Source organism: Bordetella tumbae, assembly GCF_965139195.1.
Lineage (GTDB): Bacteria > Pseudomonadota > Gammaproteobacteria > Burkholderiales > Burkholderiaceae_B > Bordetella_A > Bordetella_A tumbae.
Window position 1 is genome coordinate 26,121 of sequence record NZ_CBCSJH010000037.1, and the last position, 16,735, is coordinate 42,855.

The following is a 16,735-nucleotide window of genomic DNA, read 5'->3' on the forward strand; positions in this document are numbered from 1 at the left end:
GGGCGTTTCAGCCCTCGCAATCCGCCCAGCAATTGGGCGTCTCGTACAGGCGCACGCGGCTCAGGCGCAGTTGTGCGCCATAGTGCCCATGGTAGTGCGGCGCCAGGGTGCGAAAAACAATGCTGGCCAGGTTTTCGACCGTGGGGATGCAGTCGAGCACCACGGTCTTGTGGCCAGGCAAGGTATCGAGAAACCCCCGCACCGCCTCATCGCCGCGATACACCAGAAAGGCATGATCCCAGGGGTCGACGATATGTTGCTTGGCGATGGATTTGATTTCCGAAAAATCCATCACCATGCCGTTATCGGATTCCCCCGGCGCGTCGACGATATCGCCGGTGAGGGTGACCTCGAGGACATAACGATGGCCATGGAGGTTGCGGCATTGGCTGCGGTGATCGGGGATGCGGTGCCCGGCATCGAATTCCAGCTTGCGAGTCACTGAGATCATCGCAAGCCTCGCTGGGCGTGAGGGGTCATCATTAAGGAATGCCTATGTATTTATGGGTTTGCAGGCTGAGCCGCCATTGCGGGTGCTGCAAACAGTACTGAACGGCCTGTTCGGTGTTCGCGACGCGCGCCGGCCCGTCCATGGGCTGCAGGAAAAAGTGCTCGAAATCCAGGTGGGCGTAGGTTTCGGGCAATGCATTGGCTTGCGGGTAGACCAGCTTCAGCTCGTGGCCGCGTTCGATGACGACGGGTGCGGTGCCCTTGGGGCTGACGCAGATCCAGTCGATACCGGGGGGCGGTGGCAGCGTGCCGTTGGTTTCGATGGCGACGGTAAAACCGTGCGCGTGCACCGCCTCGAGCAAGGCCTCGTCGAGCTGTAACAGCGGTTCGCCGCCGGTGAAGACGACATAGCGGTCTTTGGTATCCGGGCCCCATGTCGCCGCGATGGTATCGGCGAGCAGGGTCGCCGTGGCGAATTTGCCGCCACCCTCGCCATTGATGCCGACAAAATCCGTGTCACAGAACGTACAGGCGGCACTGGCCCGGTCGGCCTCGCGGCCCGACCACAGATTGCATCCGGCGAACCGGCAGAACACAGCAGCACGCCCCGCCTGGGCGCCTTCGCCTTGCAGGGTTTTGAAGATTTCTTTGGCGGAATAAGTCATGCGAGAACGGCAGGGCCGATCTAGGGTAATCCAGTATTTTACCGGGTTATGCGGCCTTGTTGCCGCCGCGCGCGACCAACTGGCACGGAAGTACCGTTTCGTGATCTGCAGCGCCGCCTAGCCTGCCTGTTACTACCGCGCTAAAAAACCGCCATCAATCGCCAGTTCGGCTCCGGTGACAAAAGATGCCTCATCCGAAGCGAGAAAGAGCACACCGTAAGCAACCTCTATCGGTTGTCCCAGGCGCATCATTGGGGATTTTGAGGCCCGGTCCACCCCCGCGGCATTGGACGACACCATCGGCGTCATATAGCCGGGGTGCACCGAATTGACCCGCACGCCATGCGAGGCCAGCCGTACCGCCAGCGCTTTGCTGACGTTTCGTACTGCAGCTTTTGATGCATGGTACGCCGGATGCCCGGTCTCGCCGCCCACGATTCCAAATATTGACGAGATATTCACGATTGAACCCCTGCCGGCCTTTTTCATGATTTCCGCAGCCAGTTGCGAGCCGATATAAACACTTTTGGAATTGACATCCATTAGCGTGTCCCAAGCATCCAGGTCGTCGATACCGAACGAGCTGGATGATATGCCGGCATTATTGATCAGGATATCGAGTCGACTGTGTGTAGACACGGCATGATCGAGCAGGGCCTTCCAATCATCTGTTCGCGATACGTCCGCTTTGAAGAATGTGGCTTGGCCGCCGTCCAGGCGAATCTGCCCGGCAACCAGCTCGCCACGAACGTCGTCGATGTCGGAAAGTACGACGGTGGCGCCTTCTTGGGCAAAGAGGCGCGCCTCTGCTTCGCCCATGCCGTTTGCTGCACCGGTGATGATGGCAATTTTGTTCTTTAGTCTCATGTCTGTTCGGCTGTGGTTGGTGGATTAGTCTTCAAGGGAGGTGAGCACGCTGGCGCCTTTGGAGGCGGCTCGCAGGTATTGAGTTGGCCATGATTGGGGGATGTCTGCTCCCAATGCCTTCAGTATGAATTCGTCTGGCACTATGGCGTTTCCCTTTAAGGATTATTTACAAGCGCCGAACTCGGAGGCGTGTTGCGTAAATTTTAGGGACTGGCTTGCGCAATAGATACTTGAAGACCGAAAAGGTGCTTTGCATCCCCGGCAAAGGCATTTGGAAAGGAAACTTCGCTTCAGGAGTTTTGCGGTTTCTGCAATGTTCTTTGCCGCGCCAGCTACTTAGTGGAGGCCCGCGCCCACTCTAGAATCGACTGCATGCGTGGGGCCCTAATGGCAGGGAGCCCAGTCTTATCAGGGGCAAGAATGTTGGTCGACACAGGAACACAAGAAAATTGCACTGCGATGGAGCAACGCTCCGAATATGCGCAAGCCAGCAGGTGGCTGACTGCGTTCGAAAAAGCGCTGCGAGCATGTGATCGCGAAGCCTTGCTCGAGTGCTTTGCAGGGGAATGTCACTGGCGTGACATGCTGGCATTCACCTGGAACATTTCGCCGCACGATGATTGCTTGTCCGTGGTAGATGCTCTGATATGCCATCAGCCTCAAGTCAACGCTCGCAATTTCCGCGTGGCGCAAGGACGGACTCCCCCCCGGCGTGTGAAACGGACGGGAGAGGATGTCATCGAAGCGATCTTCAGCTTTGAAACCGACGTCGCGCGTTGCCATGGTGTGCTTCGGCTGCCTGTCACTGCGCCGGACAGGGCGTGGGTGTTTTCCAGTTCGATGACGGAGCTTAAGGGGCACGAAGAACCGATTCTGCAGCGCCGGCCTGCAGGCTCAGCGATTTCGCGCAACTTTGGAGGTGCAAACTGGTCGGATTTGCGCACGCAAGAACAACGTTTCGAAGATCGCGAACCCGTGGTTCTGATCATTGGCGGAAGCCAGGGTGGCGTTTCATTGGCGGCTCGATTGCGCTTGCTGGGCGTGGACGCATTGGTGGTCGAGAGGGGCGCACGTGTTGGTCAGACGTGGCGTGATCGCTATCATTCGCTGGCACTGCACAACGAAGTGGCTATCAACCATTTTCCCTACATACCGTTTCCGCCGAACTGGCCCAAGTACCTTCCAAAGGACATGCTTGCGGGTTTCCTGGAGTTCTACGCGTGGGCGATGCAGTGCAATGTCTGGACGAGCACGACGTTCATACATGGCGACTACGATGAAAAGTCCGGGCGATGGAATGCGACCGTACGGGTCGAGGACGGTTCAGAGCGAACGCTGCACCCAACACATATTGTTTTCGCCAACGGAATCGCCGGCGGAAAAAGAATCCCCGAGTTACCCGGTCTGTCCGATTTCAAGGGCGAAGTGCTGCACACCGAAGACTACTACTCCGGTGCCTCGTATAAGGGCAAGGACGTGCTCGTACTGGGTACGGGTACGAGCGGGCACGATTGCGCTCAAGATCTACACGAGCATGGTGCGAACGTCAGACTCATACAGCGCGGTTCAACGACTGTGGTGAGTGTGGAGGCCGCCGCGTTTAACAACACGGTGCACTACCAAGAGAACATCCCTCTGGAAGATGCCGATCTCATCGGCACCGCGCCGACCATGCCATTGCTGCGCCGTGGATATCAGCTCAACGTAAAGAGGATGAAAGAGCACGACAAAGAGCTGTTGAATGGCCTGCGGGCGCGTGGTTTCAAGCTGGATTTCGGCCCTGATGAGGCAGGTCACCAGATGAAGCTGCGTACGCGCCATGGCGGCTATTACCTGAATTGTGGATGCGCCGAGTTGATCGCGAGCGGTGACATCGGTCTGCTGCAATGGCAGGATGCCGAAAGGTTCGTTGCCGAAGGCTTGTTGATGAAGGATGGCACCATAGAGAAGGCCGATCTCCTGATTGCGGCTACTGGCTATTATCCGCAGGAAGAGGTAGTGAAAAATTTGCTCGGTGAAGAGATTGCCGAGAAAGTGGGCCCCATCTGGGGGCTGGCAGAAAACGGGGAGTTGCGCAACATGTTTGGCCCGACGCCGCAGCGGGGTTTGTGGTTTGTGGGGGGCGGGTTATCCCAGAACCGGGTGTATACGCACTACGTTGCGATACAGATCAAGGCGCGCGAGCTGGGATTGACTCAATAGGCAGGACTCTCCGGTATCGGGCTGATACCGGGGAACCTGCCTCTCAACGTTCCGCCAGCCTTTTGACGCCTAAATCAACTCGACGATCTCCTTCCATCTCCTGGCCTCGTGTTGCATTTGTCGTGCGAGCTCCTGATGGCCGACCTCTTCTGCAAAGATCATTTTTTGGCTGCAGAAGTCCTTGTATTCCGGCGTGCGTGCAATCTCTCTGAGCTGCCCGTCCAAGAGCGTCATGACTGTATCGGGCGTGCCCTTTGGCGCGACGAAGTCTAACCATGAAGAAAGCTCGTAGTCTGGGATGCCCGCCTGTGCGACGGTGGGGACATCCGGGAAAGCTTCCCAGCGTTGAGCTCCTGATACAGCCAGCAGGCGCAGTTTCCCGGTCTGCAGCAAACCGAGGACGGACGGGCCGGGCTGCATGGTGAAACTGACCAGGCCGGCCGCTACGTCTGTCGTTGCCGTCGCCGTTGATTTGTACGGAACGTGTTGTGCTTTTGTATTGCTCATATGGGTCAGAAGGGCGCCGCACAAGTGAGCTGCACTGCCGACTCCCTGAGACGAGTAGGTCAACTCATTGGGCTTGTCGCGCATCGCTCGGATCAAGTCCTGCAGGGTGTGGTAAGGCGAGCTTGAGTTCACCACCAATCCGAAAGACACCCTCGCGACGCGGGCAATAGGCGAGAAAGCCGCCAATGGATCGAAGGTGGCGGTGCCCTGGGAGAGCAAAGGCAGCAGATACATTGGTATTCCTGCCATCATCAAGGTGTAGCCGTCTGCGGCCGCTTTGGCTACGCCAGCGTACGCAATGAGTCCGCCTGTGCCTGGCTTGTTCTCAATGACGGTAGAACCGCCAAGACGCTGAGCTAGAGGCTCAGTGAAAAACCGGGCCGTGACATCAATCGAGGTCGATGCGGCAGCAGGTATCACGATATGTATTGGCCGTGAAGGATAACGCTGCGCATGCGCGAGCTTGCCCCAGCCCGCAAGCGGCAGTGCGGCACTGGCTATCAGAAGAGATCTTCTCGTGATTTTCATTGATTTGTCCCATGTTGTTATCTGAGCCTTGCTCCGTGCGAAGGAGCAGGAGCTTCATTGTTCTTGGATTCCGCAGTTTATGCATGTACTGATTATGGAAAGGTGTGTTGCAGACGCCGGGACATTCCAGAACTGAGGGCCGCGCATGGCCTGATCTTTGCATGTGGAGCAAGGTTGCTTTCCGGTTTCTGTGCTGTTTCTCCCTCGCTCTCCGTACGTAGAATCTTTACATGGGGCTTCATCAAGTGCTCTAAGGGAACAGGCAATATGCTCAATATGTCGGGTAAAGTCGTTTTCATTGCGGGAGCCGGATCCATAGGGGAGGGCTGGGGTAACGGAAAAGCCACTGCCGTCCTCATGGCTCGCCAGGGCGCACGTGTTTTTGGCGTTGATCGAGACGAGGCCGCCATTGAGGGGACGCGCACTGCGATGCTTGCGGGGAACCTCACGGACTGGTCGTTTCGCAAATGTGATATGACCGATAGTGAACAGGTTGCCAGCGCGGTTCAGGAATGTCTCGACAAAATGGGACGCATCGACGTGCTGGTCAATAATGTGGGCGGCAGTGCTCCGGGCGACCCCGTGACGATGTCAGAGCAAGCCTGGGATGCCCAGATGGATCTCAACTTGAAAACCGCATTTCTCGGCTGCAAGCATGTTCTTCCGGTCATGGAGCGGCAGTTTGAGCAAGATGGCAGTGTAGGCGCCGTTGTCAACGTTTCCAGCATCGGCTGCATGACATTCCAGATGGGGGGGCGAGTGAGCGTGGGCTATGCAGCGTCAAAGGCCGGCATCATGGCGTTCAGCCGCTCACTGGGTATCGCCTATGCTCGCAAGGGGATTCGAGTCAACACCGTGGTTCCAGGAACGATGCACACGCCCTTGGTTGAAAGCCGGCTGGTCAAACAGTTGGGCGTCACGGATACCGAGGCTTTCGTTGCACGCCGCCATGCAAGCGTTCCGATTGGCCGCATGGGCGATGCTTGGGATGTGGCGAACGCCGTGTTGTTTCTGGCGAGCAATGAGGCCGGTTATATCACTGCAACCCAGCTGGTCGTGGACGGTGGCCTAACGGCTGCACGTCCCGCTATTTGACCGTCTGGAGGCTCCGATGTCCCGCATTGAGTTACCCGATTTGCAAACCATGTCTCCCGAACAGGCTTGCGTGTGTGAAGAGGCCAAGGCCGGGCCTCGCGGAAAAATACCCGCTCCCATGATTGCCTGGCTGCAGAATGCCGAGCTCGCTCGTCGAGCGCAGCATCTAGGGGCATTGTTGCGATTCCAGACGTNGCTGAGCCCCCGGCTCAGCGAGCTGGCAATCCTGGTCTGCGCACGTCACTGGACTTCTCATCATGAGTGGACGGCACACAAGAAAATTGCATTGGATGCCGGGCTTGACCCCGGGATTATTTCGACCATCGCCAGCCATGGATCACCTGTGTTCCGTGAGGCTGATGAGGAACTGGTGTATCAGCTTTCGTCAGAGCTGTTGAAGACCGGGAAACTCTCTCAAGCCAGTTACGAGAAGGGAACAAACGGGCTCGGTACGCGTGCAATGGTCGAGCTGGTTGCCATATTGGGCTATTACTGCCTGGTATCCCTGACGCTCAATGCATTCGAACTCGGTTTGCCCGACAACACCGCTGCTGAGTTGGCAGACTCCGCATACACCTTGCCGAAGCACCCTGCTGAGTCGACGGCGGACTGCGGTCTGGTTTGAGGCCCAGGTGAAAAAGAGGTGTTATCTCGCTACGCTTGATCTGGAGTCGAAGAGTCGCACGAGAAAATCGATGAAGACTCGCACTTTCTGGGGGATACGGTGCCGGTGTGGATACACGACATAGAGCGAGGTGTGCTGCCCTGTGGGCGACGCTTCGTAGTCGGTCAGCACCGCCTGTAGTTGACCCAGCTCGACGGCCTTGCGCACCATCCAATCTTGAAGCAGCACAAGCCCCAGCCCTTGCCGTGCGGCCGCCATCAGAACCGCACTGTCGGGGGTACGCAAAGCCCCGGAAACGGGGATGCTGTAGGATTCATCGCCTTTCTTGAAGTGCCATTCTTTGGAGTAGTTGTGCTTCAGATAGACGAGGCAACTGTGGTGTATCAGGTCTTCGGGCTTTTTCGGCACTCCACTGCGCTGCAGGTAGGCTGGGCTTGCACATACGACGCGTTTACTGCCGCTGAGCTCTCGTGCAACCATGTTGGAATCATCGAGTTTTCCCAACCACACGGCGACGTCCACGCCGTTCTTCAAAAGATCAATGCGCTCGTCTGTGAGCGTAAGGTCAATCTCGATATCCGGGTAAAGAGCGAAAAACGATGAGAGGGCCGGCACGATAACCTCGGTGCCTGCCGACGCACGTACATGGACCCGAATGGCGCCGCTGACCTTGTGCTGATAGGAGTGAGCATTGCGCCGCGCCAGTTCGAGTTCCCGCAGCGCGGGAGCCACCGAGGCCAGATAGTTTTCACCCGCTTCGGTAAGCGACAGATTGCGTGTGGTGCGTTTGAATAGACGAATGTCAACCCATTCCTCCAGGGCACCCACTTGCCGGGAAACTGAACTCGTCGACATGCCCAGCCGGCGTCCCGCCTCGGAAAAGCTGCCTGATTCAGCGACACTGATAAAGACACGAATTGCTGCAAGTTCGTCCATTCGAGGCTCGTATTCCCGATGCATCTGCGGACCTCAGTATAAGAGTGCGCCTTGCAAATTCATAGTTGGGCAGCTAGGCCGCGTCTCTGTTTTCATCATCGATGGGCCAGGGCTTTACCTGGGCTGGAATGCTGCTCGTGTTCCCCCATCCACGGGGAGGACTGTGCCTGTGACGTACTGGGCGGCGTTGCTGAGAAAGAAAAGAATGACCTGCACAATATCACCAGGGTTCGCGATTCTGCCCAAAGGCGACTCGCCTGAAGGCTTGTACTGAGAGGTTTTAGAGGGCTGGGATGCTGCCGTTATCATCGGTGTGTCAACGGTTCCAGGGGCGACGGCATTCACCAATATGCCACTGGCTGCCAGTTCCACTGCCAGTACTCCGGTCAGTACATGTAATGCCGCTTTACTCGCGCCGTAGAACCCGGCTCCCACTTTGGGCCGAATGCCACTTATAGATCCTACAAAGACCACACGGGCCGGGTCGTCTGGACGCGAGGCCCTCTTTAGCAGAGGGAGTGTCTCCCTGGCAATTAACCATGGCGCTTTAATATTGACTTGCATCATCAGGTCAATTTCTCCGGGCGTTTGGTCCATCAGGTTGCCGGTGCGCAGTACTCCGGCCGAACAGATCAATGCGTCGACTTTATCAGTGCTTTCCGCGATCTTTAACAGTGCCGACTGCACGCTTGCGGTGTCGGAAACATCGCATTGGAGATAAGTAATGCCCAACGGATCGGGTAGGGCACCCGATGCGGATTTGGGTATGTTGATATCAAGACACCATATATCCCATCCTCGGGTATGCAGGGTTTGTGCGGTTGCCTGGCCGATTCCGGATGCGCCGCCGGTGATGATTGCTGTCTTTTTCATACTTGAATGTCGCGGTCGGAGTTCAGGCTATTTTGGTTTCTGTACAACTTTGCGCCATATTGCCGTGTCAAGGGCAATTCGGTCTGTGAACTCCTGAGGGGTGCTGACAACCGGGCGGAAATTCATTCCTACCGAAAGTTCTTGCACCTCCCGCGACATGGAGGCCTGATTGAACGCGTTATTCAGCTTTTTAGTGATGTCGGGAGGTATCCCTTTGGGACCCAGGACAGCGTAAAAAGCATAGACGCTCATATTCTTCAGTTCCGCAATGGAACCTTCTTCGAGCGTCGGCACATCAGGCAGAGCAGGGGCCCGCTGTTTAGCGGTGATGGCAATTCCACGGATTCGCCCTGCATTGATCAACGGCGCCGATACGCCTGGCACGATAACTGCGAAGTCTACGTTGCCCGACATCAGAGCACTAGCCACATCAGCGGCGCTCTTGTACGGAATATGTGTGGTCGTGATGCCGGTAACGGACTGAATGTATTCCACGAGCAAATGGCTGGGCGCACCTGTGCCGGCAGACCCGTAGTTGAGCTTGCCAGGATGAGCACGTGCGTATGCAATCAGCTCATCCATACTCTTTATCGGCAGGTCGTTTTTGACTGCGATCACGGCGTCGGCTTCGGCAATGACACCGACGTGCGTGAAATCTCGAGCGGGATCATAGGGCATGTCCCGTATTAGTGGAGCTTGGATGACGCCGCCGGTCGTGGCGATCCAGAGTGTATGTCCGTCCGCATCGGCTGACTGAGTCGCACGGCCGCCTAGCTGTTCATATGCACCGGCTTTGTTCTCCACGATCACTGGCGTATCCAGGATATTTTGCAATTCTGAGGCATACAGACGGGCGATGGCGTCGGCGCCTCCACCTGGCCCAAAGCCCAGAATCAGCCTTATCGGCTTAGACGGAAATGATTGGGCCGGCGCAGGCGTGCTGAAAAATACCAGGCATGACAGCGCGCTGGCGAATAGCCTACGTTTGATCATGATTGTCTCCGTATTTTTAGATTAGAAGTTGAAGCTCCGTTGTGTTGCGGCTTCAATTTCTTAGCGTGTTTCAGCTTAAAGGTTTTGATCCCGGATAAATCACTCGCTGTGCAGCAAACTCCTTTGCGTGCATTGCAAAGACGCTGGCATCGCGCATGCGCGGCATGCCGGCGCCGAAGCGCAAGCGGCATTAACAGCAATTCAGATTGCGTCGCTGATTGGCAGGCCGGCCAAGCGCTCCAACCCGGCCTGATCCAGGCCGTCGACGATGTCAATGAGAGGTTCTAGGCCTGGACTTGGCTGCTGCCCCGTGCGACCAGTTCGCAAGGCACGTGGTGGATGGTGGGCGCCGTGATTTCCTGGGCTGAATTTTGCAGAGCAGCCACTAGCGTGGCAGCGGCTTGTTCGCCGATTTTGTAGGGTTGCGTGCGTACGGTGGTCAGGCCGGGTTCGACAATGCTGGCCAGCGGGACGTCGCCAAAGCCTGCGATCGCGCAATCGCGCGGAATGGATAGACCCAATGTCGGCGCGCGCAAGAGCGCTGTGAGCGCCAGATGATCGTGCGCAAATATCACGGCCTCGGGGCGTTGCTCTGCGGGTTCCTGGGCTAATCGCGTCACGTGAGCCAAGCCTGCCGCGTAGTCATCGTCGGCAGCGACGCGCACGATGTCGCTGCTGAGTCCCGCCTGCTGCATGGCCTGCGAATAGCCTTGCGCCCGCCGTTCGGCACGTGTGTCCTGTGCGCCGTGCGCTCCCTGTGCCATGGCAAAGCGAACGCGCCGCGCGCCTTGCTGCAGGAAATGCTCGGCCAGCATCAGCCCGACAGCGTGCTGAGAAAAACCGACTTGGTGATACGGGCGGCCTTCCAGGATTTCCCAGGCCTCAACGATGGGAATCTGCAAGGTCTGCAGCAGGCTGTCGATGGCAGGGGAGTGATCGCCGCGGGTCAATATGAGGCCGCTGGGATGCCACCCCACAAAGGCACGTATCGCGCGGGATTCGGTGTCCACCGAGTACTCGGTATTGGCCAATAGCAATTGCAGCCCTTGGGCCTCCAGCCCATCGGTCATCCCACGCACCATTTGCGCGAACGTAGGGCTGCTGACGTTCTGCATGATCGCACCGACAGGGCCGCCATGGGTCGAGGCTAGGCGCCGGGCGATCTGATTGGGGGCATAGCCGGTCTGGGCGATGACGGCATCGATGCGCTCGCGCAGCTTTTGCGAGACTTTGTGGGGCGCATTGAAATAGCGGGACGCGGTGACAGACGATACACCAGCCAGGGCGGCTACGTCATGGATCGTGTAATGACCCAGTTTGGGACGAGTACGAGACCGTGGCTGAGATTCAGCAGGGGAATCGGCCGCGTGATCAGAGTCCGGAGGGGGCGAGGGTACATGCGTCATAGGACGGAACTATACCTCTTGCATGTGCAAAATGATACCGGTACCATAGTGAATGAAACCGGTATCATTTGACCGGCCAGCAGATAACGACAACCCCTGAATTTCGCAGACAGGAGACAAACGATGATGATTTCGCGCCTAGGCCGCGCTGTTTTTTCCGTGGTGGCGTTGGCCGCCGTGCCGCTTGCCCACGCGGCGGACTATCCGCAGAAACCCGTCACGTTGGTGGTGCCCCAGCCGCCGGGTGGCGCCGCCGACGCGGTTGCCCGGCCGTTCGCGCAGGCCTTGGCCGCCCGGCTGGGCCAGCCCGTGGTGGTGGAGAATCGGGCAGGGGCCAACGGCAACATCGCTGCGGCCTATGTGGCGCAGCGTCCCGCCGATGGCTACACCATTTTTTATGGCTCGATCAGTACGCTGGCGGTCAATCCGCATCTCTACAAGTCACCGGGCTTTGATCCGTTCAAGGATTTTCAGCCCATCACGCTGACGAACCAGACGCCGAACGTACTGGTGGTAGGCGCGCAGACGCCGTACAAATCCGTGGCCGATGTGGTCAAGGCGGCAAAGGCCGCGCCCGGCCAACTGGCGTTTGGTTCAGCGGGTAACGGCAACACCATGCATTTGACCGGGTTGCAATTCGAGGCGAGTACCGGGACTCAATTGGTGCATGTGCCGTACAAGGGTGGGCCAGCAGCCCTGACCGATGTCATGGGCGGGCAGATCCCGATGATGTTCCACAATTTGTCGGCGGTATTGCCGGTGGCGCAAGCGGGCAAGATACGTATTCTGGCGGTGGCCGATGAAAAGCGTTCGCCGCTGGCCCCTGACGTACCGACGATGGCAGAGGCCGGTGCGCCAGGCACTGTACAGATCGCGTGGAGCGGCATGTTGGTTCGCAGCGGCACGCCGGCGCCTATCGTCGAGCGGCTGCATAAAGAAATGGCTGCCATTCTCGCCACGCCAGAGTTTCGTAAACCGCAAGAGTCGCAAGGCAGTGAAATCCTGTCGTCCACGCCCCAGGAATTTGAGGCGCGCTTGAAAACTGATTCCCAACGCATGGCCGAGGTCATCAAGGCCGGCAACGTACACATCGATTGAACTTTCTATTTTCCTATGCCTAGTCCTAATCTTTTCAAACGTGCCTTGCAGGCGCAGCAAGCACAGATCGGCCTGTGGTCGACGCTGCCCTTTCCCATGGTGTCCGAGCTGATCGCGGGTGCCGGGTTTGATTGGCTGCTGATCGATACCGAGCACACGCCCAGCGATCCCATTGTGGTTCAGCAGCTATTGCAGGCGGTCGCCGCGGAACATGATCGGCCCGCATCCGCCGTCGTGCGGCCTGCGTGGAACGACACGGTGCTGATCAAGCGTCACCTGGATGTGGGGGCGCAGTCGCTGTTATTGCCTTTTGTGCAAAACCGCGATGAGGCCGAGGCGGCGGTGGCGGCGACACGTTATCCGCCACGGGGCGTGCGCGGCATGGGTGGCTCCATGCGAGGTTCGCGTTTTGGGCGCGACACGAATTACGTGCAAGAGGCCGAACGCGAGCTTTGTGTGTTGGTGCAGATCGAAACCATGGAGGCGTTGGATCAACTGGAGCAGATCGCGTCGGTGGACGGCATCGATGGGGTGTTCATCGGTCCAGCAGATTTGTCGGCCAGTATGGGCATTCCTGGGGAGCTGCATCATCCCAAGTTGCGCGCCGCCATTGATAGCGCCATCGCCCGGATCCTCGCGTGCGGAAAAGCGCCGGGTATATTGATGCTGGACGAGCCTCGGGCGCGCGAGTGCCTGGATCTGGGCGCCTTGTTTGTCGCCGTGGCGACGGATCAAGTGCTGCTGCGCAAGGCCTGCGATGAGACGGCTGCCCGGTTTGCGAAACGCGGCGCCGATGTGACGCCTGCCACCTATTAACCTGTTCGCCCATGACCACACCTAAACGCAAGACACCAGAAACGCTGCGTAGCCACCGTTGGTTTGCCAGCGATGATATTCGCGGCTTCGCGCACCGCCAGCGTATGCAACAGCAGGGCCTGAACCGTGAGGAATTCATGGGACGGCCGGTGATCGGGATCATCAACACCTGGAGCGATTTATCGCCGTGCCATGCGCATTTGCGCGAGCGGGCCGAGGCCGTCAAACGCGGCGTATTGCAGGCAGGCGGCTATCCCCTGGAGCTGCCCGCGCTCAGTCTGGGCGAAGTCATGGTCAAGCCCACCACGATGCTGTATCGCAACCTGCTGTCGGTAGAGTGCGAGGAGTTGTTGCGCAGCTTGCCTATAGACGGTGCAGTGCTGATGGGAGGCTGCGACAAGACGCCGCCTGCGTTGGTCATGGGTGCGCTGTCGATGGATTTGCCCGTCATTTTCATGCCGGCGGGGCCGATGCTGAACGACCGCTATCGCGGCGAAGCCGTCGGCGCCGGCACGCATACCAAAAAATTCTTTGCCGAGTACACCATCGGCGCCATCGACAAATCGCAATGGATGGCGATGGAGTCGCGCATGACGCGCAGTGTAGGCACGTGCAATACCATGGGAACGGCCAGCACCATGACCGCCATCGTCGAGGCCCTGGGACTATCGTTGCCGGGTTCGATGGCGATCCCGGCCGTGGATGCCGCACATACTCGCATGGCGTGGCAATGCGGTCATCGTGCGGTTGAAATGGTGTGGGAGGACTTGAAACCCTCGCGGATTTGCACGGCAGCGGCATTTCGCAATGCCGTGGTGACGTATGTCGCCCTGGGCGGCTCGACCAACGCCGCCGTCCATTTACCCGCCATGGCGGGCAGGGCTGGGATCGAGTTGAATCTGGATGAGATCGATGCGATTGCGCGAGACGTGCCGGTGATCGCAAATCTGTACCCATCGGGCACGCGCCTGATGGAGGATTTTTTCTATGCGGGTGGATTGCCGACGGTGCTGCGCAAGGTGGCCGCTCATCTGGATCTATCCACGCTGACCTGTACCGGCCGCACCTTGGGAGAAAACCTCGCGGACTGGCCTGAGGTCGAGGAGGACGGCACGATCCTGGACCCCGCCGCCCCGCTCAAACAAGGTGTAGGGGATTGCGCCGAGGCCGGTCTGGCGATGGCCGTGGTACGCGGCAACCTTGCTCCTAACGGCGCGGTCATCAAGCCTTCGGCGGCGAGTCCGCATCTGCTGCGCCATACCGGCCCGGCGCTGGTATTCGACTCGAACGCCGAGATGTTCGAGGCGATGGCGGACCCCGATCTGGATGTGGACGAGAACACGGTCTTGGTGCTGCGTAACGGTGGACCCATCGGTGGGCCTGGCATGCCGGAGTGGGGCAATCTGCCGATTCCAAAGAAGCTCCTGCAAAAGGGCGTACGCGACATGCTGCGCATTTCCGACTCACGCATGAGCGGCACGCATTACGGTACTTGTGTGTTGCACGTCTCGCCCGAATCAGCCATCGGCGGGCCGCTGGCATTGCTGCGTACGGGCGATAGGGTGCGACTGGATATCGGCGCGCGTAGTCTGGATATGCTGGTGTCCGATGAGGAACTGGAGGCACGCCGCCGCCAATGGTCTCCGCCGCCGCAGCCCTATACGCGTGGCTTTACGCGCATCTATCAAAACGAGGTGACGCAGGCTCATCTGGGCTGCGACTTTGCCAGTCTGTCGGGCAATGACCCCACACCGGAGCCCCCCATCCATTGATGCGTTCTGGTACCGTGCTCGACCCGATGGGCACCAGAATGCGATCTGTACTTCACAAAAACGGAAAATAACGATGAAATGTGATCTGTAGTTCTCATTTTGATCGAGGGCGGCGAGGGGTTTTCCCATCGCCGCGCTGATTTTCTATTCATGTATCACATTCAAGACGACCTATACCTCGACGAGCGCGATATCGAGTTCGGCATGATCCGCGCCCAGGGGGCGGGCGGCCAGAACGTCAACAAGGTATCCAGCGCAGTGCATCTGCGATTTGATGTGCGGGCATCGGGTTTGCCCGATCACATCAAGGACGCGCTGTGCGAATTACCGGATCGACGCGTGTCGAAAGACGGCGTCATCGTGATCAAAGCGCAGGCCTATCGCAGCCAGGAAAAAAATCGCGCCGAGGCGCTGGAGCGTCTGGCAGAGATGGTGCGCGCGGTGGCTCAGCCCGTAAAGGCCCGGCGGCCGACGCGACCGACACGGGCATCGCAGCGCCGCAGGGTGCAGCGCAAGGTATTGCATGGCGAGGTCAAGCGGTTACGCGGAAAAGTCAACGATAGTTGAGAGGCTGATTGCCGGATATCGGCTCAAGCCTGCCAATTGAACGTCAAATCGCTATCACCGACCGGCACGCCATCTGGCCCGTAGCGGCGTTCGTGCAGTTCGCCGCGGCCATCAGCATGCAGAGCCAGCACGCTGGAGGCGCGGGTGCCGTAGTTGGGGCTGACGATAAAGGGGCTGCTGAGCAAGCGTTCGCGATCCAACGGAATGCCGGTGGCCGGCAGGTCTGCGTCGTCGGCTGGCGTGCGGTCAAAGAGATTGGCGTAGAGCGCGGGCACGTCGGGTTGCGGCGTGGCCTCTAATATGCGTTCAAAACCGGTTTTGGTACGGGTGAGCTTGGGCCAGGGCGTATCCAGCAGATGATTCGAGAGGGCATAGACCCCTGGCGGCAGCGCACGCGGTGCGCCGTCGCGATTACTGAGATAACAGGCGCCGGCGATGTCGCCGACGATCAGGTTGAATCCGTTGTAGCGCGCCGCGTGCTCATGCACCGCGGCGAGATAGTCCGCTGGGCTGGCGTCGCCGCGTAGAAAGTCCTCGACCAATGCGCCACGCGACGGCGCGTCGTTCAGCAGATGCTGCGGGTCGCGAAAATTGGTGACGATGGCGTAACGGCCGTGTTCGTTCACGCCCATCCAGGTGCCGCCTGCGCGCAGATCGCGACCCGCATAGATGCGGGACTCGCCGGGCCACATTGACGCCGCTTGCGTCGGGCGCTCGTGAAACTCATCGCGATTGGCGGCAATGAGGACGGGAATGCCGGTGAGATGGTGCAGGGCGAGTACGGCGAGACACATGGAATGTTTTTAGTCTGGTGAGCGAGTCAGTATGTCTGGTCAAGCATGCACAAACACCGCTTGTACAGGCTGGGCCAGACGAAAATAGTCTTCTGTGCGCATGACGATGGATGCGTCCAATCGCCCGGCGTTGAAAACAATTTCGTCATGCCGTTCGCGCAGCGAGGGATCTACCAATAGCGATAGTTCCTCGTTGAACGAGAAGGGGGGAATGGCACCGATTTCGCAGCCGGTGAGTTCGCGTGCGAGGTCTTGTGAGGCCAACGAGGCTTTCTTGCCGCCAGCGGCTAATGCGATGGCGGCCAGATCGGCTTGTTTATCGGCCGGAAAAACCGCCAAGACATTTTTGCGCTGGTTAGAGGTGATCTTGACGCGGCACACTAGCGCCTTGGCGCCTTGACTGACGGTGGTGCCGCGGATGACGGCGACTTCTTCGGATTTGCCTGCGGGCTCATGGCGTAGCAGGCGATAGGAAATCTGGTGATCGGTCAGCAGGGTCTGCAGTTGCTGAAATACATCCATGGCAAGTGAGCGGTGCGGT

At 58.7% G+C, this 16,735-nt stretch carries 17 protein-coding genes; 6 read left to right on the top strand and 11 right to left on the bottom strand.

Annotated features, from left to right (window positions below; genetic code table 11):
- Positions 1–7: 7 nt before the first annotated feature.
- The 3 genes from queD to ACNA0J_RS24925 all read right to left on the bottom strand — a co-directional run bounded on the left by queD (position 8) and on the right by ACNA0J_RS24925 (position 1,982).
- Positions 8–451 carry a 6-carboxytetrahydropterin synthase QueD gene (gene queD / locus ACNA0J_RS24915; RefSeq protein WP_415821592.1) on the bottom strand — a complete coding sequence of 148 codons (444 nt, stop codon included), beginning with the start codon at positions 449–451 and terminating at the stop codon, positions 8–10.
- Between the two features lie 31 nt (positions 452–482).
- Positions 483–1,115 (bottom strand): 7-carboxy-7-deazaguanine synthase, encoded by a 633-nt coding sequence (gene queE, locus ACNA0J_RS24920; protein WP_415821593.1) that lies wholly within the window; start codon positions 1,113–1,115, stop codon positions 483–485.
- 132 nt (positions 1,116–1,247) lie between these two features.
- Complete coding sequence (locus tag ACNA0J_RS24925; RefSeq protein WP_415821594.1) at positions 1,248–1,982, bottom strand: SDR family NAD(P)-dependent oxidoreductase; 735 nt, start codon at positions 1,980–1,982, stop codon at positions 1,248–1,250.
- A 459-nt stretch (positions 1,983–2,441) separates the two neighbouring features.
- Between ACNA0J_RS24925 and ACNA0J_RS24930 the strand changes: the two genes are divergently transcribed.
- A complete protein-coding gene (locus tag ACNA0J_RS24930; protein WP_415821595.1) occupies positions 2,442–4,184 on the top strand; it encodes a flavin-containing monooxygenase in 1,743 nt (580 codons plus the stop codon).
- A gap of 69 nt (positions 4,185–4,253) precedes the next feature.
- Here the strand turns inward: ACNA0J_RS24930 and ACNA0J_RS24935 are convergent, their stop codons facing one another.
- Both ACNA0J_RS24935 and ACNA0J_RS24940 read right to left on the bottom strand, forming a co-directional pair.
- Positions 4,254–5,111 (bottom strand): tripartite tricarboxylate transporter substrate binding protein, encoded by an 858-nt coding sequence (locus tag ACNA0J_RS24935; RefSeq protein ID WP_415821618.1) that lies wholly within the window; start codon positions 5,109–5,111, stop codon positions 4,254–4,256.
- The gene (locus ACNA0J_RS24940) at positions 5,080–5,277 is read right to left on the bottom strand and encodes a hypothetical protein (protein WP_415821619.1); all 198 of its coding nucleotides are present in this window, start codon (positions 5,275–5,277) and stop codon (positions 5,080–5,082) included. The genes ACNA0J_RS24935 and ACNA0J_RS24940 overlap by 32 nt, the downstream gene beginning before the upstream one ends.
- Before the next feature lie 5 nt (positions 5,278–5,282).
- Between ACNA0J_RS24940 and ACNA0J_RS24945 the strand changes: the two genes are divergently transcribed.
- Positions 5,283–6,314, top strand: a complete 1,032-nt coding sequence (locus ACNA0J_RS24945) for an SDR family NAD(P)-dependent oxidoreductase (RefSeq protein WP_415821596.1) — start codon at positions 5,283–5,285, stop codon at positions 6,312–6,314.
- Between the two features lie 646 nt (positions 6,315–6,960).
- Here the strand turns inward: ACNA0J_RS24945 and ACNA0J_RS24950 are convergent.
- From ACNA0J_RS24950 to ACNA0J_RS24965, 4 genes are all read right to left on the bottom strand, one after another.
- Positions 6,961–7,875: a LysR family transcriptional regulator gene (locus ACNA0J_RS24950; RefSeq protein WP_415821597.1), complete on the bottom strand. Its 915-nt coding sequence runs from the start codon at positions 7,873–7,875 to the stop codon at positions 6,961–6,963.
- Positions 7,876–7,989: 114 nt separating this feature from the next.
- On the bottom strand, positions 7,990–8,748 hold the full coding sequence (locus tag ACNA0J_RS24955; RefSeq protein ID WP_415821598.1) for an SDR family NAD(P)-dependent oxidoreductase: 759 nt from the start codon (positions 8,746–8,748) through the stop codon (positions 7,990–7,992).
- 27 nt (positions 8,749–8,775) lie between these two features.
- Entirely contained in the window at positions 8,776–9,741 is a 966-nt protein-coding gene (locus tag ACNA0J_RS24960; RefSeq protein WP_415821599.1) for a Bug family tripartite tricarboxylate transporter substrate binding protein, read from the bottom strand.
- Positions 9,742–10,025: 284 nt separating this feature from the next.
- A complete protein-coding gene (locus tag ACNA0J_RS24965; protein ID WP_415821600.1) occupies positions 10,026–11,147 on the bottom strand; it encodes a LacI family DNA-binding transcriptional regulator in 1,122 nt (373 codons plus the stop codon).
- A 123-nt stretch (positions 11,148–11,270) separates the two neighbouring features.
- Here ACNA0J_RS24965 and ACNA0J_RS24970 point away from each other — a divergent pair, with 123 nt between their 5' ends.
- The 4 genes from ACNA0J_RS24970 to arfB all read left to right on the top strand — a co-directional run bounded on the left by ACNA0J_RS24970 (position 11,271) and on the right by arfB (position 15,400).
- Positions 11,271–12,245 (top strand): Bug family tripartite tricarboxylate transporter substrate binding protein, encoded by a 975-nt coding sequence (locus ACNA0J_RS24970; protein ID WP_415821601.1) that lies wholly within the window; start codon positions 11,271–11,273, stop codon positions 12,243–12,245.
- Positions 12,246–12,260: 15 nt separating this feature from the next.
- Complete coding sequence (locus tag ACNA0J_RS24975) at positions 12,261–13,061, top strand: HpcH/HpaI aldolase family protein (protein WP_415821602.1); 801 nt, start codon at positions 12,261–12,263, stop codon at positions 13,059–13,061.
- An 11-nt stretch (positions 13,062–13,072) separates the two neighbouring features.
- A complete protein-coding gene (locus tag ACNA0J_RS24980) occupies positions 13,073–14,833 on the top strand; it encodes an IlvD/Edd family dehydratase (RefSeq protein ID WP_415821603.1) in 1,761 nt (586 codons plus the stop codon).
- A 150-nt stretch (positions 14,834–14,983) separates the two neighbouring features.
- The gene (gene arfB / locus ACNA0J_RS24985; RefSeq protein ID WP_415821604.1) at positions 14,984–15,400 is read left to right on the top strand and encodes an alternative ribosome rescue aminoacyl-tRNA hydrolase ArfB; all 417 of its coding nucleotides are present in this window, start codon (positions 14,984–14,986) and stop codon (positions 15,398–15,400) included.
- A gap of 23 nt (positions 15,401–15,423) precedes the next feature.
- On the opposite strand, the gene ACNA0J_RS24990 is transcribed toward arfB, so the two are convergent.
- Both ACNA0J_RS24990 and ACNA0J_RS24995 read right to left on the bottom strand, forming a co-directional pair.
- Positions 15,424–16,194, bottom strand: a complete 771-nt coding sequence (locus ACNA0J_RS24990; RefSeq protein ID WP_415821605.1) for an NRDE family protein — start codon at positions 16,192–16,194, stop codon at positions 15,424–15,426.
- Between the two features lie 39 nt (positions 16,195–16,233).
- Entirely contained in the window at positions 16,234–16,716 is a 483-nt protein-coding gene (locus ACNA0J_RS24995; protein WP_415821606.1) for a YbaK/prolyl-tRNA synthetase associated domain-containing protein, read from the bottom strand.
- Positions 16,717–16,735 lie beyond the last annotated feature (19 nt).